This window comes from Coleofasciculus sp. G1-WW12-02 (assembly GCF_040219735.1).
Lineage (GTDB): Bacteria > Cyanobacteriota > Cyanobacteriia > Cyanobacteriales > Coleofasciculaceae > Coleofasciculus.
Genome location: NZ_JAVJRX010000198.1, coordinates 66843 through 86462 on the forward strand (window position 1 = coordinate 66843; position 19620 = coordinate 86462).

Annotated in this window: 19 protein-coding genes; 2 read left to right on the forward strand and 17 right to left on the reverse strand. The window is 46.7% G+C overall.

Features of this window, described 5'->3' with window-relative positions:
- Positions 1-456 precede the first annotated feature (456 nt).
- The 4 genes from RID09_RS31330 to rfbC all read right to left on the reverse strand — a co-directional run bounded on the left by RID09_RS31330 (position 457) and on the right by rfbC (position 4125).
- Positions 457-1530: a glucose-1-phosphate thymidylyltransferase gene (locus RID09_RS31330; RefSeq protein ID WP_446339808.1), complete on the reverse strand. Its 1074-nt coding sequence runs from the start codon at positions 1528-1530 to the stop codon at positions 457-459.
- A gap of 123 nt (positions 1531-1653) precedes the next feature.
- The gene (locus RID09_RS31335) at positions 1654-2685 is read right to left on the reverse strand and encodes a sulfotransferase domain-containing protein (protein ID WP_446339809.1); all 1032 of its coding nucleotides are present in this window, start codon (positions 2683-2685) and stop codon (positions 1654-1656) included.
- Between the two features lie 13 nt (positions 2686-2698).
- Positions 2699-3583, reverse strand: coding sequence for a dTDP-4-dehydrorhamnose reductase (rfbD, locus tag RID09_RS31340; protein WP_446339810.1), 885 nt, complete (start codon positions 3581-3583; stop codon positions 2699-2701).
- Positions 3580-4125 carry a dTDP-4-dehydrorhamnose 3,5-epimerase gene (gene rfbC, locus RID09_RS31345; RefSeq protein ID WP_446339811.1) on the reverse strand — a complete coding sequence of 182 codons (546 nt, stop codon included), beginning with the start codon at positions 4123-4125 and terminating at the stop codon, positions 3580-3582. Before rfbC ends, rfbD begins: the two co-directional genes overlap by 4 nt.
- A gap of 172 nt (positions 4126-4297) precedes the next feature.
- Between rfbC and RID09_RS31350 the strand changes: the two genes are divergently transcribed.
- Positions 4298-5299 (forward strand): glycosyltransferase family 2 protein, encoded by a 1002-nt coding sequence (locus RID09_RS31350; protein WP_446339812.1) that lies wholly within the window; start codon positions 4298-4300, stop codon positions 5297-5299.
- A gap of 111 nt (positions 5300-5410) precedes the next feature.
- Here RID09_RS31350 and RID09_RS31355 read toward each other — a convergent pair whose 3' ends face one another.
- From RID09_RS31355 to RID09_RS31375, 5 genes are all read right to left on the reverse strand, one after another.
- On the reverse strand, positions 5411-6604 hold the full coding sequence (locus RID09_RS31355) for a glycosyltransferase (RefSeq protein WP_446339813.1): 1194 nt from the start codon (positions 6602-6604) through the stop codon (positions 5411-5413).
- A gap of 385 nt (positions 6605-6989) precedes the next feature.
- Positions 6990-9368: a GumC family protein gene (locus RID09_RS31360; RefSeq protein ID WP_446339814.1), complete on the reverse strand. Its 2379-nt coding sequence runs from the start codon at positions 9366-9368 to the stop codon at positions 6990-6992.
- Between the two features lie 290 nt (positions 9369-9658).
- Complete coding sequence (locus RID09_RS31365; RefSeq protein ID WP_446339815.1) at positions 9659-10495, reverse strand: WecB/TagA/CpsF family glycosyltransferase; 837 nt, start codon at positions 10493-10495, stop codon at positions 9659-9661.
- A gap of 377 nt (positions 10496-10872) precedes the next feature.
- Positions 10873-11841 carry a peptidoglycan-binding domain-containing protein gene (locus tag RID09_RS31370; protein WP_446339816.1) on the reverse strand — a complete coding sequence of 323 codons (969 nt, stop codon included), beginning with the start codon at positions 11839-11841 and terminating at the stop codon, positions 10873-10875.
- A gap of 92 nt (positions 11842-11933) precedes the next feature.
- Positions 11934-12110 (reverse strand): hypothetical protein, encoded by a 177-nt coding sequence (locus tag RID09_RS31375; RefSeq protein WP_446339817.1) that lies wholly within the window; start codon positions 12108-12110, stop codon positions 11934-11936.
- 305 nt (positions 12111-12415) lie between these two features.
- Between RID09_RS31375 and RID09_RS31380 the strand changes: the two genes are divergently transcribed.
- A complete protein-coding gene (locus RID09_RS31380; RefSeq protein WP_446339818.1) occupies positions 12416-13225 on the forward strand; it encodes an SH3 domain-containing protein in 810 nt (269 codons plus the stop codon).
- A 105-nt stretch (positions 13226-13330) separates the two neighbouring features.
- On the opposite strand, the gene RID09_RS31385 is transcribed toward RID09_RS31380, so the two are convergent.
- The 8 genes from RID09_RS31385 to rpmH all read right to left on the reverse strand — a co-directional run bounded on the left by RID09_RS31385 (position 13331) and on the right by rpmH (position 19228).
- Entirely contained in the window at positions 13331-13822 is a 492-nt protein-coding gene (locus RID09_RS31385; protein WP_446339819.1) for an SH3 domain-containing protein, read from the reverse strand.
- 145 nt (positions 13823-13967) lie between these two features.
- Positions 13968-15482, reverse strand: coding sequence for an AAA family ATPase (locus RID09_RS31390; protein ID WP_446339820.1), 1515 nt, complete (start codon positions 15480-15482; stop codon positions 13968-13970).
- 174 nt (positions 15483-15656) lie between these two features.
- The gene (locus RID09_RS31395) at positions 15657-16160 is read right to left on the reverse strand and encodes a YceD family protein (RefSeq protein ID WP_446339821.1); all 504 of its coding nucleotides are present in this window, start codon (positions 16158-16160) and stop codon (positions 15657-15659) included.
- Positions 16161-16222: 62 nt separating this feature from the next.
- Positions 16223-16705: a Jag family protein gene (locus RID09_RS31400; protein ID WP_446339822.1), complete on the reverse strand. Its 483-nt coding sequence runs from the start codon at positions 16703-16705 to the stop codon at positions 16223-16225.
- 2 nt (positions 16706-16707) lie between these two features.
- Positions 16708-17877 (reverse strand): membrane protein insertase YidC, encoded by a 1170-nt coding sequence (gene yidC, locus RID09_RS31405; RefSeq protein WP_446339823.1) that lies wholly within the window; start codon positions 17875-17877, stop codon positions 16708-16710.
- Between the two features lie 289 nt (positions 17878-18166).
- Positions 18167-18559, reverse strand: a complete 393-nt coding sequence (locus tag RID09_RS31410; protein WP_446339824.1) for a PH domain-containing protein — start codon at positions 18557-18559, stop codon at positions 18167-18169.
- Complete coding sequence (rnpA, locus tag RID09_RS31415) at positions 18549-18953, reverse strand: ribonuclease P protein component (protein WP_446339825.1); 405 nt, start codon at positions 18951-18953, stop codon at positions 18549-18551. The genes RID09_RS31410 and rnpA overlap by 11 nt, the downstream gene beginning before the upstream one ends.
- Positions 18954-19090: 137 nt before the next feature.
- Complete coding sequence (gene rpmH, locus RID09_RS31420) at positions 19091-19228, reverse strand: 50S ribosomal protein L34 (RefSeq protein ID WP_446339826.1); 138 nt, start codon at positions 19226-19228, stop codon at positions 19091-19093.
- Positions 19229-19620 lie beyond the last annotated feature (392 nt).

The following is a 19620-nucleotide window of genomic DNA, read 5'->3' on the forward strand; positions in this document are numbered from 1 at the left end:
TTGGGTTATGACCACACTGTTAGCTTTATGGTGGAAGGCTGTAGCTAAATTCACTTACACTTCGGTTAGGGTAGCCAATTTATCCTATACTCTTCCAATTTTAGAGGATAAATAGCTCAACTGTTAACCCTTGACTCCTAAGAAACAATTTTTGTCACAGAGGGTTGAGGAGAGGGCGACCCGAACCCATTCAGTAGCTAGAGTTGTTAATTAGTGCAAGCGGGTCGCCCCTACCTTACTTGTCACGGTATGTGGTGTAACGAAGGGAGGTAAGTTTTGACCCTTCGCTTCCCTCGATGACATGACGCCTCTCGTGTGTAGGGGCGGGTTTCACGATTATCTTTTCGATTCCACAAGAGATGTGAATAAACCCGCCCCGACTCAGGGTTCTAGACTTTGTAAAAAGTCAGGTCGCCCCTACAGGTTCACCCCAGTTTTTTTGGGTAACTAACGGGATCAAACCAGTTCTATTTGCGAATCATCACCAATCATAAACCGCAACGCCTTAGGACGCCGTGGCGCTATACTCAACTTTGCCCGCTGTCCAATCACACTGTCCACAATCCGTTGCTGCACGCCAATCACCTTCGCTCCCTGTAAAATCACACTATGCTCTAAGTCTGTATCAACTAGGGTCACTTGGTCAGCTACACTACTATAGGGACCAATAAAACAATTTTCCAGATGACAATTGCTGCCAATGGTCACGGGTCCACGAATCGTACAGTTAACTACCTTTGAACCCGAACCTATCTTGACCCGCCCAATCACCTGACTATTTTCATCTACCTCGCCTTGGACAGCGGTTTCTAACAGGGTATCCAAAATAACCCGATTGGCTTCCAATAGGTCATCCTTTTTCCCAGTATCCAGCCACCAGCCTTGCAACTGGAAGGACTCCACCTTCTTCGGCTGGTCAATCAGATATTGAATCGCATCGGTAATCTCCAGTTCTCCTCTAGCCGAAGGTTGGATATTCGCGATCGCGTGGTGAACTGTGTTAGAAAATAGATAAATCCCTACCAATGCCAGATTCGAGGGTGGCACCTTGGGCTTTTCCAGCAACTGCAAAACTCGCCCCTCTTCATCCACCTTAGCCACCCCAAACGCCGTTGGGTTAGGGACGGTACACAGCAGGATTAAGGCATCTAGCTGTCGTTCGTGAAAGCGTTCGACAAATAAGCTCAAGTCACTTTGTACCAGGTTATCACCCAGATACATTAAAAAGGGCGAATCCCCTAGAAACGGTTGAGCAATCTTAACCGCATGTGCCAATCCCGCAGGCTGATCTTGCCGGATATAAGTAATTTTAGCCCCAAAGCGATCGCCATCTCCAGTTTTGCTCTTAACTTCCTCTCCGGTTTCTGGACTGATAATAATTCCTATATCGGTAATCCCTGCGGCGACAATTGCCTCAATCCCATACCATAAAATTGGCTTGTTGGCAACCGGAACGAGTTGTTTTGCTCCAGTATATGTTAGGGGTCGTAGGCGCGTCCCTTTACCGCCGGAAAGAATCAGTGCTTTCATAAGATTTGCTTAGATGGGCTGGAGTGGCTGGTGCGGATAGAGAAAAAGTTTATTATGCCATTGCTAAAATATAGGTTTTGTAGTAAGCGCTTCAGCGCGGCACTTTAGTGCCTACTACGAACGTTAAAGGGGTAAATCAGACCAAAGATCTTTTAGGGGTGATTCACGAATCACAGAGGCAATGTCCGCCTTTTGTTCAGCCGTAAGCTGGGTTTTCCACTTGGACATACTGGTACGGGGATCGCGGTAGACGCTGTAGCGAGAATTGGATGACTGACGCTCACCAGAAATCGAAGTCTTAATAAAATCATGGGTGGATTGGCTAAGTTCCCAGCCAACAAAGTTAAATATTTCAGACGTCTTGCCCAAGGGATCAACACATAGGTTTTCATAAACTACAACTAAACCTTTGCCATAGGTTTGTGCAAACTCAACCAGGGGTTCGACTCGGACACGCCAGTACACCGCATTCAACTGAGCCGCTGACATATCTTCAAGTTGCTCCTTGTAGTGGGAGAGGTATTTACCGACGGGAGTGTCAAGTTGTTGGCGAACGCCTGCAATTCTCTTCGACGTGGGTTTAGATAGACCCTTACTTGCAAGGAATTTTAGATCTGAGGCTACAACCGCAAAGGGGTTGCGAACTATGACGAGCATATATGGCTGTAGCAACACTTCGCAAAGACGAGACAACAGATGGTTGGGGAAAACCACGTCTTTAATCAGTACAGGTGTTTGTTCCGTAAGCTGCCAATGCCCATACCACTCGTACAGAAATTGTAGTGCATCGACTCGACGCCCCAGTCCATGAAACAGACGTAATAACAGCCTATTTCCTTGCCAAATGCTTTTTTCCGGAAAGGGTTGCAAGTCTATACCGGGGTAACTTCGCTCAACTATTGACTCAAAGCGGCGACGTAACTCGATAGCATCGCCCGATTCCAGATCTATGAGCCACTGCTTATAAGGTGTTAACCTTGAGGGATTAAATGGTTCATGCTTATAACTACAGTGTTCATAGGTATTCAGGATTTGAGCTAACCATGTTGTCCCTGAACGACCAGCGCTGAGAATAAAGACATAGTTTAACCTTGAATCATCCTTGGCTGCTGAGGTTGTACTAACACTACTGGTTTGATTAAAATTATCTACCATTGTCAACTATTGGTTATTGCTGAACATAGAGTTGTTTAAGCATTAGCCGCAACCCTGTGCGCCAATTGGGAGGATGATTCCCTAATACAGCTGATATCTTCTGACTCGACAGTACCGAGTATGCTGGACGCGCTGCTGGTGTGGGATATTCAGCCGTAGTAATTGGTACAACCTGCTTGACCTGCAACGGGAAGCCAATTTGTTGAGCTTCCTCAAATATAGCCACAGCAAAATCATACCAACTGGTGACACCGCTATTGGTAAAGTGATAGATACCCGTCAGAGTATCTGATTGGAGAGATTGAGCCAACTGCGCGATCGCACTTGCTAAATCCCCTGTCCAGGTTGGCGTCCCCACTTGATCCACAACCACTCGCAGTTCGTCACGTTCCGCCCCTAGTCTTAACATGGTTTTAACAAAGTTGCCTTTCCCTTGCGCCCCATAGACCCAAGCGGTTCTCAGAATAATCGCGCGATCGCAGTGTTTTAGCACTCCCTCTTCTCCCCATAACTTTGATTGACCATAGGCATTGATCGGATCAGGAGTATCGTCTTCAGTATAAGGTGTATTTTTTTTACCGTCGAAGATATAATCGGTGGAAACGTGAATTAACGCCGCCCCCAACTGCTGTGCGGCTTCTGCCATAATCGTGGGAGCTGTACCATTGATCGCATTTGCCAGTTCAGTTTCGGTTTCCGCTTTATCCACGGCGGTATAAGCAGCAGCATTAACAATCAGATCGGGTTTAAATTCACTGATAACCTGGCGAATTTTATCCGGTTGAGTTAAATCCAGCCTCTGGCGGTCAACTCCCATCACCTCTCCCAGGGGGGCGAGGGTTTGTTGCAGTTCACTCCCCAGTTGTCCAGCCGTACCTGTGAGTAAAATTCGCGTCATGGATAAACTTCCGCTGTTTTCAAGGGTTGTCCGGCTTGGTCTTTTGCCGATAAGATAGGCTCTGTGGTTAAATCCCAATCAATACCTAAATCGGGATCATTCCACAGCAATGTCCGTTCATGCTGCGGTGCATAATAATCCGTGGTTTTGTACAAAACCTCAGCTACATCGGAAACCACCAAAAAGCCGTGGGCAAATCCTGGCGGAACCCAAACCTGTCGCTTATTTTCAGCACTTAGTAAACAGCTTACCCATTGTCCAAACGTGGGAGAACTTTGGCGAATATCCACCGCCACATCTAATACTGTCCCCACGATAGCCCGCACCAATTTCCCCTGAGATTGCTGAATTTGGTAATGTAGCCCCCGGAGAACGTTTTTGACGGAACGGGAATGATTATCTTGGACAAAGGTAGCGCCTATGTTCGCTTTCTCGGTAAACGCTTTCTGGTTGTAGCTTTCCAAGAAAAAACCACGCTCATCCCCAAAGACGCGAGGTTCTATAATTACAACCTCTGGAATTTTAGTCGGAATAATTTGCATTTAACCTTCTGGAGTTATATAAGGATTCGTGCCGTTAATATTGTCGGGATACCATATCATCAAACCCAGACCTGAGAATGTTCTTTAAAGTCTATGGTAAAGACAATGATAAGTTACACCTCTAGAATAGAAGTTAATTGAATCAATTGAAAAGCTACTGAAGTTAAAAAGTATGACCCGCATTGGGGTAGTAACCATCGGCAGAAATGAAGGAGAACGACTGATCCGTTGCTTGAAATCCGCGATCGCACTCCTTCCCCAAGATACACCCATTATATACGTGGACTCCGGTTCCACGGATGGCAGTGTGGAAGCGGCTGAATCTCTAGGTGTTCAGGTAATCAACCTGGACATGTCACGCCCCTTCACCATGGCGCGGGGACGCAACACGGGATTCAGGTATCTAGTCGAACAGTTCCCCGATATCAACTATGTCCAGTTTATCGACGGCGACTGTGAACTCATCCCCGGCTGGATTGAACAAGCCATCGAAACCCTAGATAATGATCATAAATTAGCGATCGCCTGTGGACGACGGCGGGAACGATTCCCAGATGATTCAATCTATAATCGCCTTGCTGATATGGAATGGAACACGCCTGTGGGTGAAGCCAAAGCCTGTGGCGGGGATGCCTTAATCCGCGTCAGCGCCATTCGAGAAGTGAACGGCTACAACGAAACCCTCATCGGTGGGGAAGAACCAGAAATGTGTATCCGCATGCGTCAACGGGGTTGGAAAATTGTCCGCATTGATGCCGATATGACCTATCATGATGCGGCAATGCTCAAGTTTAGTCAATGGTGGAAACGCTCTATGCGTGGGGGTTGGGCAGTAGCAGAAGGTGCGGCGATGCATGGCGATCCCCCTGAAAGGTATATGATTCGGGAAAGTTTGAGCGGTTGGTTGTGGGGATTTGTTCTACCTGTGACAGCTCTAAGTTTGGCTGGGGTTACATCGGGTCTGAGTCTATTATCATTTTTGGGATACCCTGTTTTGATGTGGCGAGTGTATCGGTATCGCCGCTGTTATGGTGATTTGCCGTCCCACGCCGGATTGTATGCTCTTTTTTGTGTATTATACAAGTTGCCGCAAGTGATTGGGCAGATGAAATACTGGCTGATGCGATGGCGGGGTCAGCAGGCAACATTGATTGAATATAAAACATCGATATAAGATCCTCCTGTTTCCTTTAAAAGGGGAAAGTTAGGGTTGATACGCCTTCTGTTAAGAGAGTCTGGGGGTGAGTGACGTTTAAAGGCTAAAGCCCTTACTAAGAACACAAACCTACTGAAATAACTCGGCTAATTTTGCCGCCTCTCTCGCCGCATCATGCTGTTTCGCTACTCGTTCCGCCCCCACCTTACCCATCTGTTCCAACTTGTCTACTGGAAGCTGTAAGACTGTACGCATTGCTTCAGTCAAAGCGGTAACTGATCCCGCTGGCACTAACCAACCACAAATTCCTGGCTCAACCAGTTCAGGTATGCCTGCTACATAAGTGCTAATCACGGGACGAGAAAGAGCCAATGCCTCCATAATTACCACAGGTAAGCCTTCGGCAAAACTAGGGAGTACCACAGCCCGTGCTGCTAAAATTTGTTGCTGCACCTGATCATTACTCAGCCATCCGGTAATCTCAACCTTATCCTCTAACCCTAGCTGTGCGATTCTATTTTCAATTTCTGGTCGTAGTTCCCCATCCCCAACCAGTACAATTTTAAAGGACAAGCCCTCTGCCGCTAACAAACCTGCTGCTTCTATCAACAGCAGATGTCCCTTCTGTTCGCTTAACCGCCCAATGCACACCAAATGTGGACAATCTGGCACAGGGATAGGGGACTGAGTTAAAAACTTTGCATCCACCCCACAATGAACGATATGAATTTTCGACCATTGTTCTAAAGCACACCAGCGATACAGTTGACTCTTGCCAAAGCTGCTAACTGCCACCACAAAAGCTGCTCGCTTAATTTTTTCCGCTAAGGAGATTGCTCCTACTTTATCAAATTCTTCCGGTCCATGAACCGTAAAGCTATAGGGAGGTCCGCCCAAGGCGTGACATAACATTGGCACGGTGGTAGAGTTGGTGCCAAAGTGAGCGTGAACATGGGTGATTTTTGCCTGAGAAAACCATATAAGCAACACACAGGCTTCTGCCAGGTAAGCGAGATGACGCAAAACTCCCCGTTCTGATTTAAACCCCACCTGAATGGCTAGCCTTAATGCACTCAGAAACCGCATCGGTCGGGTTATAGCAACCCGGAGTAAGCCCAAGAGTAAGCCCACTATACCAATATCTAATACAATCCGGGTCTTTTCCAGCTCTAACTTGTCCCCTTCGTCAACTAACTCGGACGCACAAGAACGGATAGCGAATCGAGCAACGGGAATCCCGCACGCTTCTACTCCCAGAATTTCCCGTCGGATAAAGCTGTGGCTAACTTTGGGGTATTGATTAACTAAATAGGCAACTGTCATTGGTTATTAGTTATTGGTCATTTGTCCTTCGTCCTTCGTCATTTGTTAAGGGCGGATTTTGTTGTTCCTTTATCGGTGGGGAGGGCGGGTTTTGCTGTTCATACCACGTTGCTTTCTATCATGTCATTCTGAGCGAAGCGAAGAATCTGGACAGATGCTTCGCGTCACTCCGTTTCACTGCGTTCTGCTCAGCATGACAGATTCTACCTTAGACTGCAACTTGGTATCAGTTATCAGTGGAGAGGGCGGGTTTTGTTGTTCCGTTATCGGTGGGGAGGGCGGGTTTTGTTGTTCATTTATCGGTGAATATATGAATTTAGTCCCTAAACCCGCCCCTACCAATGGGTGACCCTAGACGTTCCACCGGAACGTCTCTACAATACAATTACGAGACTGAAACCGGGGTTTTCTCCCAGCTATTATCCTGGGGCGCGGGCGGTAACCCCATAAATCCTGAACGTTTGATATGATTGGCGATAATCCCTAGTGTGGGCAAGCCAAAGGCATCTAACTGCGTGATGGTTTGCTTAACTAACGAATTCTTGGTTTTCTTGATTGCCGTCACCATCAACAACCCATCCGTGTGCCTTGCCAAATAACTGATATCCATACAACTGGGGAACTCTGGCGTATCATAAACCACCAAATCAAATTTAGTCTGAAACTCCGCCATGAGTTCCTGCATCTGCGCCGAGGCAAACCGCCGCGTCAGATTTGGCCGAGGTTGACCTGCGGTTAATACAAACAGATTATCAGAAATCGGCGATCGCTGGATAAAATCATGGGGCATCAAATTCTCTGCCAGTAAGTCACTCAACCCTTTAGCGTTCGATAAATTCAACTGTTGATGAATCTGAGGGTGCGTCAAGTTCGCATCCACCAACAGCACCCGTTGACCCATTTGGGCTGCCGTTTGAGCTAAGTGTAACGCAACCGTGGATTTACCATCCCCCAACGCCGCCGACGTCACGCTCAGGGAACGAATCGGGCGGTCAGAAAACAGAAACCGGATACTGGTATAAATGGAGTCAAAGGCTTCCAGAAACGTCGCATCCGGATAACTCTGCTCCCCAGTCTCTTTATCCTGCCTCAGATTCCAATTTTGATAAGCCGGAACTTCACCCAACACCGGCAAATCCGTCGCATCCTTGAGGTCTTCTGTGCTATAAAAAATATCTCTAATTTTTTCCTGGAGAACTCCTAACCCCAGACCTAAGACTACTCCCCCCATCACACCCATCAACAGCAGCTTGTCGGAGGATTCCGCCATATTCAAAGGCTCCCCTGCTCCATCACGGGCGATTTGCGGTTCTGACAGAATTTCCCAAGGCAGTTTATTTCCGGCTTCCTCAACTTGGAATGTTTCCCGCTGTCTTAAAAGTTGATTCAGCGTCTGAGTCGCCACTTCCAACTGCCGCTGGAGTTCGCTATACTGACGGATAACTTCAGGCATTTGAGCGGCTTGTTGAGCGAATGTAGCTCTCGTCTGGGCTAACTGCTGAGTGCGTTCTTCTAACAGTTGAATCTGGTTCGTCGCTTCCACCAGTTGCTGAATCAGCCCCATGCGAACTGAATTCTGAAATGTCATCACATCAGAATTATTTGTCGTGCTTTTTAGGTTCTCGCCAATAATCCGCTGGGCTTCTTGATTCAGCAGTGCCAGTAAATTCTGTCGCTGTTCCTCTAGGGCTTGCATCCTGGGGTTATCCGGGCCAAAGCGGGCAGATTCAATGGCAATCTGACTTTCAACTTCCTGAATTTTCCCCAACAACCCTTGATAACGAGGGTCTTGGCTTAAGGCAGATGAAGCAATTGCTTCCTCTGGTGATAATCCTAATTGTTGCCGCAAGTTAGTCGAGAGGGTTCTCAACTCCCGTAGCTCTTTTTGGGTGGCTATCTGTTGGTTTTCAATATCCCGGACTTGGGCAAGTAATTCTGCCCCTTTAGATTGGGGGTCAATCAGGTTATACCGTTCTTGAATACTTTGAATCTGTTTCTGAAAATTAGTGACACGCTCCTGCAATTTCGGCAGTTGCTCATCGATAAATTTAACCCCTTCGCCAATACTGCTCTGGCGTTCATCCAGACTATACTTTAAATACTTCTGGGCGGTTTCCTCTAAAACCAACTCGACCAGTTTTGGATTATATCCTTGATAACTCACTTCCAGGATCTTGGTTCCAGAATCTCTACCTTTTCCGACACTAACCTGTTCAATATTTAACCCTTGCCTTAAAGCCCCGACACTAAATCCCGGATATTCCGTTTCAATTTCCTCGACCACTGGCTTTAGAACACCCACTCCCTTTAAAATTTCAATCTGAGTCGGATAATCCAAACTAAACATTTTATCACTTGGCACGCCATCGGTGCGAGCCAGGGCGCTAGGGTCACTTGCCCGTTCTTCATTGGTTACGGGTTCTACTAATAGGCGAAAATTTCCTGCATAAATTGGGGGTTCTTTGGTACTTACATACCAAGCAGCTGCGGTAGTTAGGGTAGTCAAACCAGCAATCAGCCAAGCTTTCCGCTTCGCGGTTCGCAACAAGGGACGCAAATTCAATCCACGTTGAGGAGTCGCTGTCACCTCATCAGCAAAATCAGCAGACAATGGCGGATCAAGTCTATCGCCCTTGCCGTTTGATGAAAGTGGAGAATCCCGTTCTATTTCCATGTTGACCTCTGTCATGTTGACTGTACCGCACCCAAACCCTTCTTTAGCAACAGTTCCTGGCATGTCTATTATGCCAGACCATTGAGCCAACTGTCTCTATCCCTAGGTGTCTCACACAATACTTTTTTGCCAATTGGCGAGTCTGCTTAATCCATTTTAAATCAAACCCTAGATGACCATCAATAAAGGTTTGATAAAGTTTACTTCAAGATGGTAATTTTTTTTCTCCCGGCTGTTCCCCAGAGGGAACAGGAACAAGAACCCCGCGCCTGTTGACAATCTTTGACTCAATTAACAAAATTGATGTCCAGGTACTTAGAAGAAATTAAAACTTTGCCCCGTCAGGAGGACGACTTATTAATCGGTGAACCGTCTACCACCTAAAAAGGAGCCTTATACATCTTTAACTTCTGTTTTAAGATCAGCCACAAGAAACCTACATCATCGACAAAATATCGTTTCCACAATCGTCTCGGTTCAATCATGAACCGATAAAACCACTCTAAGCCGATGTCACTAAGAAAAATTGGCGCTCTTTTGACATTACCGGCTTCAAAATCGATGGTTGCACCGATTCCCATAATGATTTTAACCTGATCATCAAATTTGTTTTTGTATTTACTGATAAACAACTCTTGTTTTGGTGCCCCAACTCCTACACCCAATACTGTAGCGCCTGACTCATTAATCAGTTGCACAATTTTTTGGCATTCTTGTTCATCATTTTCAAATCCCAAAGGGGGTGAATATTCGGCTATGACGATTTCCCGACCAATTTTAGCGTTTATTCTTGCTTGAGCTTTTTTGGCTACGCCCGGAGCGGCTCCTAATAAAAATATGCGAATATCTGGATTATTTTTGTGATAGTGGCAAAACTCTGGAAAGACATCTGAACCCGATAATTTTTCTTTGAAGGGAGTTCCCAAAAATTTAGAGGCGTAAACCAGAATTTGGCTATCACATATCAAATAGTCAGCCGCTTTATAAGCCTGTAGAAACTGTCGATTTTCTTGTAATTGCATGAGGTGATCGACATTAGGAGTAAAGACCACACCCTGCTTTAATTTCTTTAGAAACTCATCTTTAGAAAAATTATCAATATACAAGTTAAGAATTCTAACTTTTTTACGAACTGAAAGACCGCTATCTTCACTAGCTAAAGACATCGGCATAACCTCTGATTCAGGTGTAAACTGACTATCCTGTTGGTCTTTCATTGAGCGTGGAACTGATGATGAGTTCATAGTAGAAGCAACCCCATTAATAATAACATTAACTTAGGCTGGAATTGAATGGCTATTGATTCAATTTAAGGAGCCTGCGCCGAATAGTAAATCTGTCAGCCGACTGATTTTCAGATGGTTAACTGGTGTTGGCTGATAACCTGTAGAAGATACTCTAAATAGTCGAACCCAATTAAAGTTGAGCATGAGGACAAGGGAATAGGAAACAGGGAAATCTTAACAGTAAGGATTTGACGCTTTAACATTTCTTAGTACAACGGAAAGAATTTATGTCTAGGTACTTCTATGTCTTTCCCTTGGCTAAGAATGAAAGATTGATTGATTCTGTTACGATACATTGGGTGTGAATCTTAGCGAAAATACGCCACCCGTGCATCCAAACCCTGCGATCGCAGCTGATGGGAAAGACTTTCGGCAGTGTTACGATCTGTAAATGAGCCAGCATTGACAAATTTGCCCCGCCCGGAGTCGGCGGTAAACGCCCCCGACGCATATCGTTGCACTCGGGTAAGTGTATCACCATTGTAAATGGGGACAATGACAACATAGCGATTAGATTCAGGAGTCGGGATTAACCCCAACGCCTGAAGTGTGTCTTGACTCGCCACGCCATCGGGAAATAGATTATTCGCCTCCTGAAACTGCTCCACAGCGTCCTGAGTTTGGGCGCCATAGATGCCATCAACTGGACCTGGATCAAAACCTGCCTGTCTTAACTTTAGCTGAAGTTCAACGACATCTTCACCGCGATCGCCGGGACGCAACTCTCGGAGGTTAAACGGTTGCGTCGGAATGGGAGGCGGCGGCGTCACTTGCCCTCTAGGAGGGGTTAAGATGTTCCCGATACTCGGAGGGGTAGGCAATGTGCCGATCATGGAACTCGGGGGAGGTAAAGTGGTTAGGGCTAGGGTAGAATCGAAGGGGGAAAGACTCTTAAGGTTATCGAACAAGAAAGATTGAGTGCGTTGACCGACAATTCCATCCGCAACCAGTCCCTGACTACGCTGAAATTGCCGGACAGCATCTGTGGTGATTTGACCAAAATAACCGGTGGGTTGTTGATTGAAATAGCCTAATTCCCGCAAACGCTGTTGAATCTCAAAGACTTGAGATCCACGACTTCCTTGCTGTAGCGTTTGGGCTACAGCTTTATCTGTGATTCCTAGGCTGCTAAGGATGATGGCGAATAATAGCCAATGCCAAGGTACGGCAGCCGAAGGCTTGGTCGGCTGCCATTCATCCAGATTGAAACTCTCTAGAACCACCTCGGCTTGGCTTTCCGACGCCCAGACAAGATGGCTATAGGCAAGGGTTTCCATAGGTTTCCCCGATAGCTTTTATTGCTAGTTTATCAAGCTATCTGGGAAAATGGTATGGGGGGGTATGTTATTGTTGTCGGCTGGGGAGGATGTCAAATTAATCCTGATCGCTCGATGAGAACCGCCGACAGCGCTGCTATCCCGGTAATTGTCAAGGCTAATATAGGGTGTTGACCTTGACTTACGGCAAACGAGGTGACGATTCCAGCACCCAAGGCGGCGGTAATTAATGCTGTCCAGATATCTTTATTCGTATTTTTGTGGTACATGCGTATTTTTCGTTAAAGGATTTTGGATCAATTTAGACAAGTTTTCTAACCGTACCACTCTCTTTTCTTTAACTGAAGTCTTTGCTGAAGTATTGCAATCAAGATTTAGATTTAGCTAACTTTCTTAATATAATCTCGATGCCACGCTATTTTGATGGATGATGGTTATGCCCAGTGATTGAGCAACTACTGCTATCAAGTCCGGTTCAGCGCTGATGATATATCCGGGTCTTGGCGGGAAAGCAATCGCACTAGTTAGAAATTCAAGCGGACATGATGCTAAATCAGATTGAGGAGTGATGAGGATGAGCCAAATTAGCCAATGGAGTAAGCTTGCCGCACTCTGGGCGTTAGGATTTACTTTAGTAGAAGGTTTGACAGCAACGGCGAGTGTAGCTGTTGGTGCAGGACAGACCCCGTTTGTGACCACTTTTGTTCATACCCAAGAAAATGTAAAGATAAATCCTGACAGAAACCTTTTAAGCCACCAGGGTGTGACGTTCTCATCAAAGCCATCTAATACCATTTCTGTTGAATCGTTAAACGTTTACACAACTGGACTAGCGCCCAGTGGGTTAATAGGGCGCAACATCATCGAACATGGGTATAACCTGACAAGTTCTTTTCTCCTCACTCAAGGGCTGAGTGGGCAATGTCGGGCGGCGACTCAGTCAATTTTTATCTACGCGGAACGTTCTACCGCCAATCCAATTCGCGCCTTACAAGCTGATGAGCAAGTCATCCTCGCCGAAGCCAGTGGTAGGAATGGTTGGATTGCAATTCGTTCTCCAATTAGTGGATTTGTCCAAGCGAAAGATCTTAAGCCTTGTCCGGGGAATACGGCTGCGACTACGCCCTCACCCACACCGCCTAACCGTTGTCGGCGAGTGATTTATGAAGAAGAAGAAGGGTTAGCGATTCGTGAAAGTCCCAATACGAATTCAGCGAGAGTGGGTGGTGTCTTCCCTGGCGATCGCGTCGCTCTTTCTGATCCGCCCCAATTTAGATTAGATGACGCCGGACGGGAATGGGTGAGGATTACCGCCCCGACGGCTGGGTGGATATCGAATGGATTTCCGCAACTGGGCGATATTAATCTTAAAGCATGTTTCTAGTCATTTGATCGGGGCGGGTTTAGTTACTTATGGGTACTAAGGAAACGATAGTAGTAAAACCCGCCCCTACAAACTATGCGATTGAGGGAAGCACAGGGTCAAAACTTATTCCACTCGCTCAACATTTCCCGCCTTAACCCAACCTTCTTGTTCACCTTCTGCCAATCGCACTCTCTGCCATTTTTTATCATCGCTTTCTTTAAGGATGATAATATCCTGATTGTAGGCTACCCCGCCAATGCGATTGGCATCAAGACTGGGAGAATCGCGCAGGCTTAATCCTTCGGGCCAAGTTACCCTCGCTTCATAAGCGCCAGGGGGTAATTCCTCGGGTTCTGGGGATTCACTGGGAGTAGGAGTAGGACTAGGACTAGGTTTAGGCTTCTGGGTAGATTGGGCGGGTTTCTTCGCCGAATCGGGGGATTTAACTGGCTGGGCTGGTTGTTCTTCAGCAAAAATGGGTTTAGCTGGATTCGCTGACAATTTTGTGAAAAAGTAATAGGCGACAGCGCCACCTCCTGCTAATAGTATGGTAATACCCAGAATAAGACCGATAAAAAATTTGGCAATACCTGATAAAATCATAGGATTTGTCATTCCTAAAAAAAACTCAAAAGTCTCTCACTTGCACGGGGCGGGTTTAGTCGCATCTTTTGTGAGGTAAACAAACGATAATAGTGAAAAGATCCCCTACACAAAACTATGCCCGATTAGCAAAGTCAAGGATCACAACTACAAATTTTTATTGCAGTTGACGCTGAATCCGACTACTCAAACGAGTATCTCTAGACGCCATACGTGCTTTTCCCGCCGCCGCCCAGTCTTTGAGAAATTGAATTTGTTCTTGGGCGGTACGAGCGAGGGGAACGATTTGGCTGGCGGCTTCTAATATATCATCAGTGGTAAAATCTCGATTTTGACTAAAGCCAATGTGCATGGCTTCGATCAGCGTTTGTTCGATTTCTGCACCGGAAAAGTCGGGGGTTTCGTAAGCTAGTCGTTCTAGATCATAGTTCTTTAGGTTATGAGGCCGCAGTCGCCCTAAGTGCAGTTCAAAAATAGCTTGGCGTTCGTCTTGAGAGGGTAAGCCAACGAAGAATATTTCATCAAATCGCCCTTTCCGCAGCATTTCAGGAGGGAGTGCTTGGATATTATTGGCTGTGGCGACGACAAAGACGGGAGATTTTTTCTCGGCTAACCAGTTGATAAATGTACCAAACACCCGACTGGCGGTACCGGAATCGCCTTTGGATTCCACTCCCGCAAACGCTTTGTCAATTTCGTCAATCCAAAGAATACAGGGGGCTAAGGCTTCAGCGAGTTGAATCATTTGGCGGGTACGGGATTCGGATTCTCCGACTAAGCCGCCAAATAAACGCCCTACATCTAAGCGTAATAGGGGAAGATGCCAATGATGTGCGATCGCCTTAGCAGTTAGTGATTTTCCAGTTCCTTGGATTCCCACTAATAGCAAGCCACGGGGATGGGGTAATCCATATTGTCGGGCGCGTTCAGTAAAAGCACCGCCTCGACGTAGCAGCCAGTCTTTGAGGTTATCTAAGCCACCAATATCGGAGATTCTTTCTGCGGTGGGGTAATAGTCTAAGATTTGGGTTTGACGAATCGATTGGCGTTTCTCCTCTAGCACCATTTCCACGTCATCGGGTTGGATTTGTCCCCGCGCCGCGATCGCTCTGGCTAATACCCGGCGTATCCGTTCTAAGGATAACCCTTGACAAGAGCGCACCAGTTCATCTAAAACTTTGTCGCTGAGGGATTGATGGGTTGCGGCGACTAAGCGGCTAATTTCGGCTTTGATTTGTGAGACATCGGGTAAGGGAAACTCTTGTACTGTCAGCACTTCAGTTAAGTCTGGGGGGATGGCGACTTGGGGGGTGACGATGACGATATTTTTCGGCTGGGATTTGAGGAGTCGCGCCAGGTTTTTCAGTTTACGGGAAACGGAGATATCCTCCAGAAAGCGGTGAAAGTCTCTGAGGATAAAGATAGAAGGGGCATTCGGGGGGATTTTCTCGACAAACTCTAAGGCTTGTAAGGGATTGCGGCGTCCAAACCCTTGATCATTAGGGTTTCCTTGATAGCCATCGACAAAATCCCACAGATAAACCCCACGTTCACCCAAGCGTTGAGCCACCTGTGCGATCGCGACTTCGGCTCGTTCTTCTTCCAGGGTGGGGATGTAAATCAGGGGGTAGCGGGCGCGTAGAAGCAGCTCAAACTCATCATTAAAACTCATGGGGTATTGGAGTCAAACGCGACAACTTCAAACCGAATCATTCACCAAACCTATATTTTACCTCTGTATGAATGAGAGGAGGGCGGGTTTTGTATCTCAGTTCGGAAAAATCGTTAACATTAATTTCTCAACCCGCCCCTACCTACATAAATCTGGGAAAATGACCAATGACCATTATTTGGGCAATTGTCCCTTTAAAATTTCCAGAGCATCCCAACGTCGGTCTGTTGGCTTAGTGGTGTTATTCTCATCAATAACAATTCCTGGACAGTTAGCGTCACATAACTGTCGGGGAGGAATTTCTAGACACAATTGCTCATAAAGCCAACTATTGGGATCAAAATACCCTTGGGGATGTAAGGTTTCCACCAACTCCTCCAAGGGCGTTTCTCGTTCTAGGACACCCTGATCCTTTTGGTCGGCGGCTTCATCTAACCAAACCAGTTCAGACACATCCAAGGTTAACCGATGATTGTACTGCTGCAAGCAACGGTTACAGGCTAGGGTAATAATCGTTTCCGTTTGCGCCGATACTTCCAAATAATTCCCTTGATGCTTAACGTGTAAGCCGCCTCGAACGGGCGTTAGAGTTTCTAAATCAGGCAGGAATTCATTCACCTGAATCACATCGGTTTGCTCTGGTAATTTAAGCAATCCAGGAATATAAACTGCTTCCATGATGCCACTCCTTTGCTGCAAACAACCCACCGTACTCCAGAGGTTAAACCCTCGCTCGCCACTCAAGGACGTAAACGAACCACTAAGCGGCGATCTGGTTCTTGACCCTGACTATGAGTTTCTAAATCTTCACATTCCTGAAGAAACGTATGCACTTGACGGCGTTCTGCAGCGGAGAGCGATCGCAATTCATAATCTTGACCGGTCTCCCGCACTTTCTGAGCCGCCTGATCTGCTAGTATCCGGAGTTCCTCTTGACGCCGCAGACGGTAACCATTGAGTTCAACGGTATACGCCGCCTGATCTACTGGTAGCTGACTGAGGTTAAGAATTGCGTTTGCCAAATACTGTAGCGCATCCAGAACCTCACCATTGGTGCCAATCAGGGTTTGAATTTCTGCCTCGGTCAATTGGCTTTGGTCAATGGTCAACCAGTAGCTCGCTTTAGGATCTTGGTTCTCTTGCGTAACTTGCACCGTCGCCGACACATTGGATAAGCGTAGCAACTCTTCCAGCCACTGCTGACCCCGCTGCTGATTACTCATAACTAACTTGACGCTTTTTTCTTGGAACGTTTCGGTTCAAATGGCAGTGATTCTCTCCCTTCGCCTGACTTTTCTTTCGATTGGGTTTTCTGTTCCGCTTTTTCTTGCTCCTCAACCATTTTCTGGATATTTTCCGGTAGGGGTTCTCGCATCAAAATAAAGGATTGTAGCGTCTGAAAAACGTTAGCAATCACCATATACATCAACACACCGGCTGGTAAGGGGAAGAAGAAGAACATCCCAGAAAATAAAACTGGTGTAATCTTATTCACCGTGTTTTGCTGCGATGAACCACTTGGAGCATTCTGACCGGTGAGAATCTGGTTCACATACAAACTCACGCCAAAAAATAGAATCATGCCGACAATATCCCAGTGGATGCTGCCATCCTCTTCAAAGGCGCCCACCCGTCCCAAGGCGTCAATAAAGAGGAATCCTCGATCTGCCGCCAATCCTGGAATTGTTGCCTTGAGCGTTACCTCGCCCGGTGCTAAGGCTTCAATGGTGCCATCTTCTCTCAAGCGCACCTTATCTTCCCCTTTGGTGATTTCCCATCGAGGAATAATTTTGGTGTCTGGATATTCCTGCTTCAGGGCGCTTAAGGATTTCCCCTCAACGGATTGAAAGTCGATTGGCGTCTTCTCCCCCACCACTAAACGATTACCGCTCGGTAATACGGCGGCGACTGGTGCGTGCACACCATCGGCAAAGTAAATATTTTGGGGTTTGGTGGCAAAGGCTTGGGGTTGGATGAACTCCATTTTTTCCCGGGGAAAGATTTGAACATCCACCGTATAGTTCACATTAGAAAACGGTGATCCCCGCAATGTGGCAAATAGGGCAAATAAAACAGGCATTTGTAGCAGGACAGGGAAACAGCCAGCTAGGGGATTACCAAACTCCTGGAAGAGTTTGCTCATTTCCTCTTGTTGCTTCACCTTGTCATCGCCATAGCGTTTCTGAATGTCCTCTTGCCGCTTTTTCATTAAGGGTTGGGTAATTCGCATACGCCTCATGTTGCGAATGGAGCCTGCGTTCAGGGGATAGAGAGCAAAGCGAATTACCAGAGTCAGTGCCACGATGGCAAGACCGTAGCTAGGCACAATCCCGTAGAAAAAATCCAGGATTGGCAGCATGACGTTGTTAGAGAGAAACCCGATACCAAAATCCATTCGTATAAATTCAACCTAGGCGCTGTAACGTTTTCTGAATCTAATTTATCGAATATTGGCGGCAATGGGAGGCAATGTCACCCAATTTATCGCTCTTAAGAATCTAAGCTGTAATCGGATGGGGCGACTTTGGCGTCGATCGCCCTCTTTGGCAGCCCAGAGAAATTCAATGGGCAAATGTATCCAAAGTTACGGAAATTTTTTGAGCGGTATAAAAAAGTTCAACTATTTCCCGTACCCCACACCCAAACCCTAGGAACATTGCCCTCCTGCTCACCGCCGCTATACTTTAAGCCTTAACGGAATCCAGAGGTTTACCCGTTTTGGCAGACACTTTTTCACCGATGTAATCGTAAATTTCGCGAAACTGAGGCATAGCCCGCAGTTCTAAACGGCTACCATCTTTCAGGATAACCACAATATCTCCCCAAAGACCGATACCACGGGGAACTTTCCGCAGTTGAGCAATTTCGGAGTAGACAATATCCGTGCGATCGCGCCCTTGCCATCCTCCTGTCACCGAAATGCGGCGAGTGGTAATCCGATAGCGCAACCACAACGCCCGCACAACCGCTCCAATGGTTAAGGGCAAGGCGATAACCGTGAACCCCAGCAAAATGTTTATAATCAAGTCACCGACGTGGGGACCCCCCTCATAATAGGTTTCTTCTTTAATGCCCATTTATTACCTCAGCATCTACCAATAACTGCTCTAATTCTTGCAAAAATTGAGCATATTCGCACTCCAAGGCGTTGGGAAGTACTCCAACTATGACGTACCAACCCGGTTTCAGTCGCGGCAATAATTGGCGCAAAGCGGCTCTAATCTGTCGTTTCAAGCGATTACGGACAACGGCTTTTTTACTGACTTTTTGGCTGACGGAAATACCAATGCGAGTAGGCGGCTGGCTTAACAGATTAAGCTGTGAGCTGTCTGAACTTAGAACATCCTCATGGATAATCCTGGGCAACCGCAACCCTCGCACTGTTAAATGACGTCCATAGCGACGAATTCCCTTTTGGTATACTGCCTTAAAATCTCGCCAATGCCTGAGTCGATTTGCTTGAGGCAACAATTGTTATTTGTCCTTTTTCCTTTTTCCTTCGTCATTCGTCAGGGAAGGGGCTATAGGGCGCCTGATCAAGCACCCTATAGTACTATCGACGCCTAATGGTGAATTTGGCGTAAGTCCTGAGCCTTTAACAGGTGACATTACACCGCTAGACGATAACGTCCCTTACTCCGGCGGGCTTTAATCACAGCTCGACCGTTTTTGGTTCGCATGCGGGCGCGAAATCCGGATTTGCGTTTTTGCTTGCGGCTAGTACCGCCTAATGTGCGTTTTGTCATCGTTTATTGTTTATCTTTTTACCAAACCAGATGGGAATACTTGGGAAAACTCAAAAAAGTTCTACAACTTTTCCCAGTTAACCCAAGAGTCACAATTTTCTAGCTTAACATTCCAATCCCCTAATTTGTCACGCCTGGGTATTAAACTTATCCCTATCTCTCATTCCTCATCGTAAACCTCTATTCCTCCCCGCATTGCTTCGCTGAATGCGGGGAGGAATAGAGGTCAAATCTCACCACATTGAGTGGCAAGATTTGACCAGTCCAGTTGAAGGCACGACGATTAACCCCGTGCTTCGCTGCAACAACTGGACTTTTTTGGCAGTAAACTGCCCCAATCGTTTCCAATTTCCATCGCTAACGGAAACCTGAGTTTTAGTGTCCCCAGAACA

Bases quoted from the DNA above. Each gene is read 5' to 3' on its own strand.
- RID09_RS31330 (WP_446339808.1), bottom strand. From the start codon at position 1,530: ATGAAAGCACTGATTCTTTCCGGCGGTAAAGGGACGCGCCTACGACCC.
- RID09_RS31335 (WP_446339809.1), bottom strand. From the start codon at position 2,685: ATGGTAGATAATTTTAATCAAACCAGTAGTGTTAGTACAACCTCAGCA.
- rfbD (WP_446339810.1), bottom strand. From the start codon at position 3,583: ATGACGCGAATTTTACTCACAGGTACGGCTGGACAACTGGGGAGTGAA.
- rfbC (WP_446339811.1), bottom strand. From the start codon at position 4,125: ATGCAAATTATTCCGACTAAAATTCCAGAGGTTGTAATTATAGAACCT.
- RID09_RS31350 (WP_446339812.1), top strand. From the start codon at position 4,298: ATGACCCGCATTGGGGTAGTAACCATCGGCAGAAATGAAGGAGAACGA.
- RID09_RS31355 (WP_446339813.1), bottom strand. From the start codon at position 6,604: ATGACAGTTGCCTATTTAGTTAATCAATACCCCAAAGTTAGCCACAGC.
- RID09_RS31365 (WP_446339815.1), bottom strand. From the start codon at position 10,495: ATGAAAGACCAACAGGATAGTCAGTTTACACCTGAATCAGAGGTTATG.
- RID09_RS31370 (WP_446339816.1), bottom strand. From the start codon at position 11,841: ATGGAAACCCTTGCCTATAGCCATCTTGTCTGGGCGTCGGAAAGCCAA.
- RID09_RS31375 (WP_446339817.1), bottom strand. From the start codon at position 12,110: ATGTACCACAAAAATACGAATAAAGATATCTGGACAGCATTAATTACC.
- RID09_RS31380 (WP_446339818.1), top strand. From the start codon at position 12,416: ATGAGCCAAATTAGCCAATGGAGTAAGCTTGCCGCACTCTGGGCGTTA.
- RID09_RS31385 (WP_446339819.1), bottom strand. From the start codon at position 13,822: ATGACAAATCCTATGATTTTATCAGGTATTGCCAAATTTTTTATCGGT.
- RID09_RS31390 (WP_446339820.1), bottom strand. From the start codon at position 15,482: ATGAGTTTTAATGATGAGTTTGAGCTGCTTCTACGCGCCCGCTACCCC.
- RID09_RS31395 (WP_446339821.1), bottom strand. From the start codon at position 16,160: ATGGAAGCAGTTTATATTCCTGGATTGCTTAAATTACCAGAGCAAACC.
- RID09_RS31400 (WP_446339822.1), bottom strand. From the start codon at position 16,705: ATGAGTAATCAGCAGCGGGGTCAGCAGTGGCTGGAAGAGTTGCTACGC.
- yidC (WP_446339823.1), bottom strand. From the start codon at position 17,877: ATGGATTTTGGTATCGGGTTTCTCTCTAACAACGTCATGCTGCCAATC.
- RID09_RS31410 (WP_446339824.1), bottom strand. From the start codon at position 18,559: ATGGGCATTAAAGAAGAAACCTATTATGAGGGGGGTCCCCACGTCGGT.
- rpmH (WP_446339826.1), bottom strand. From the start codon at position 19,228: ATGACAAAACGCACATTAGGCGGTACTAGCCGCAAGCAAAAACGCAAA.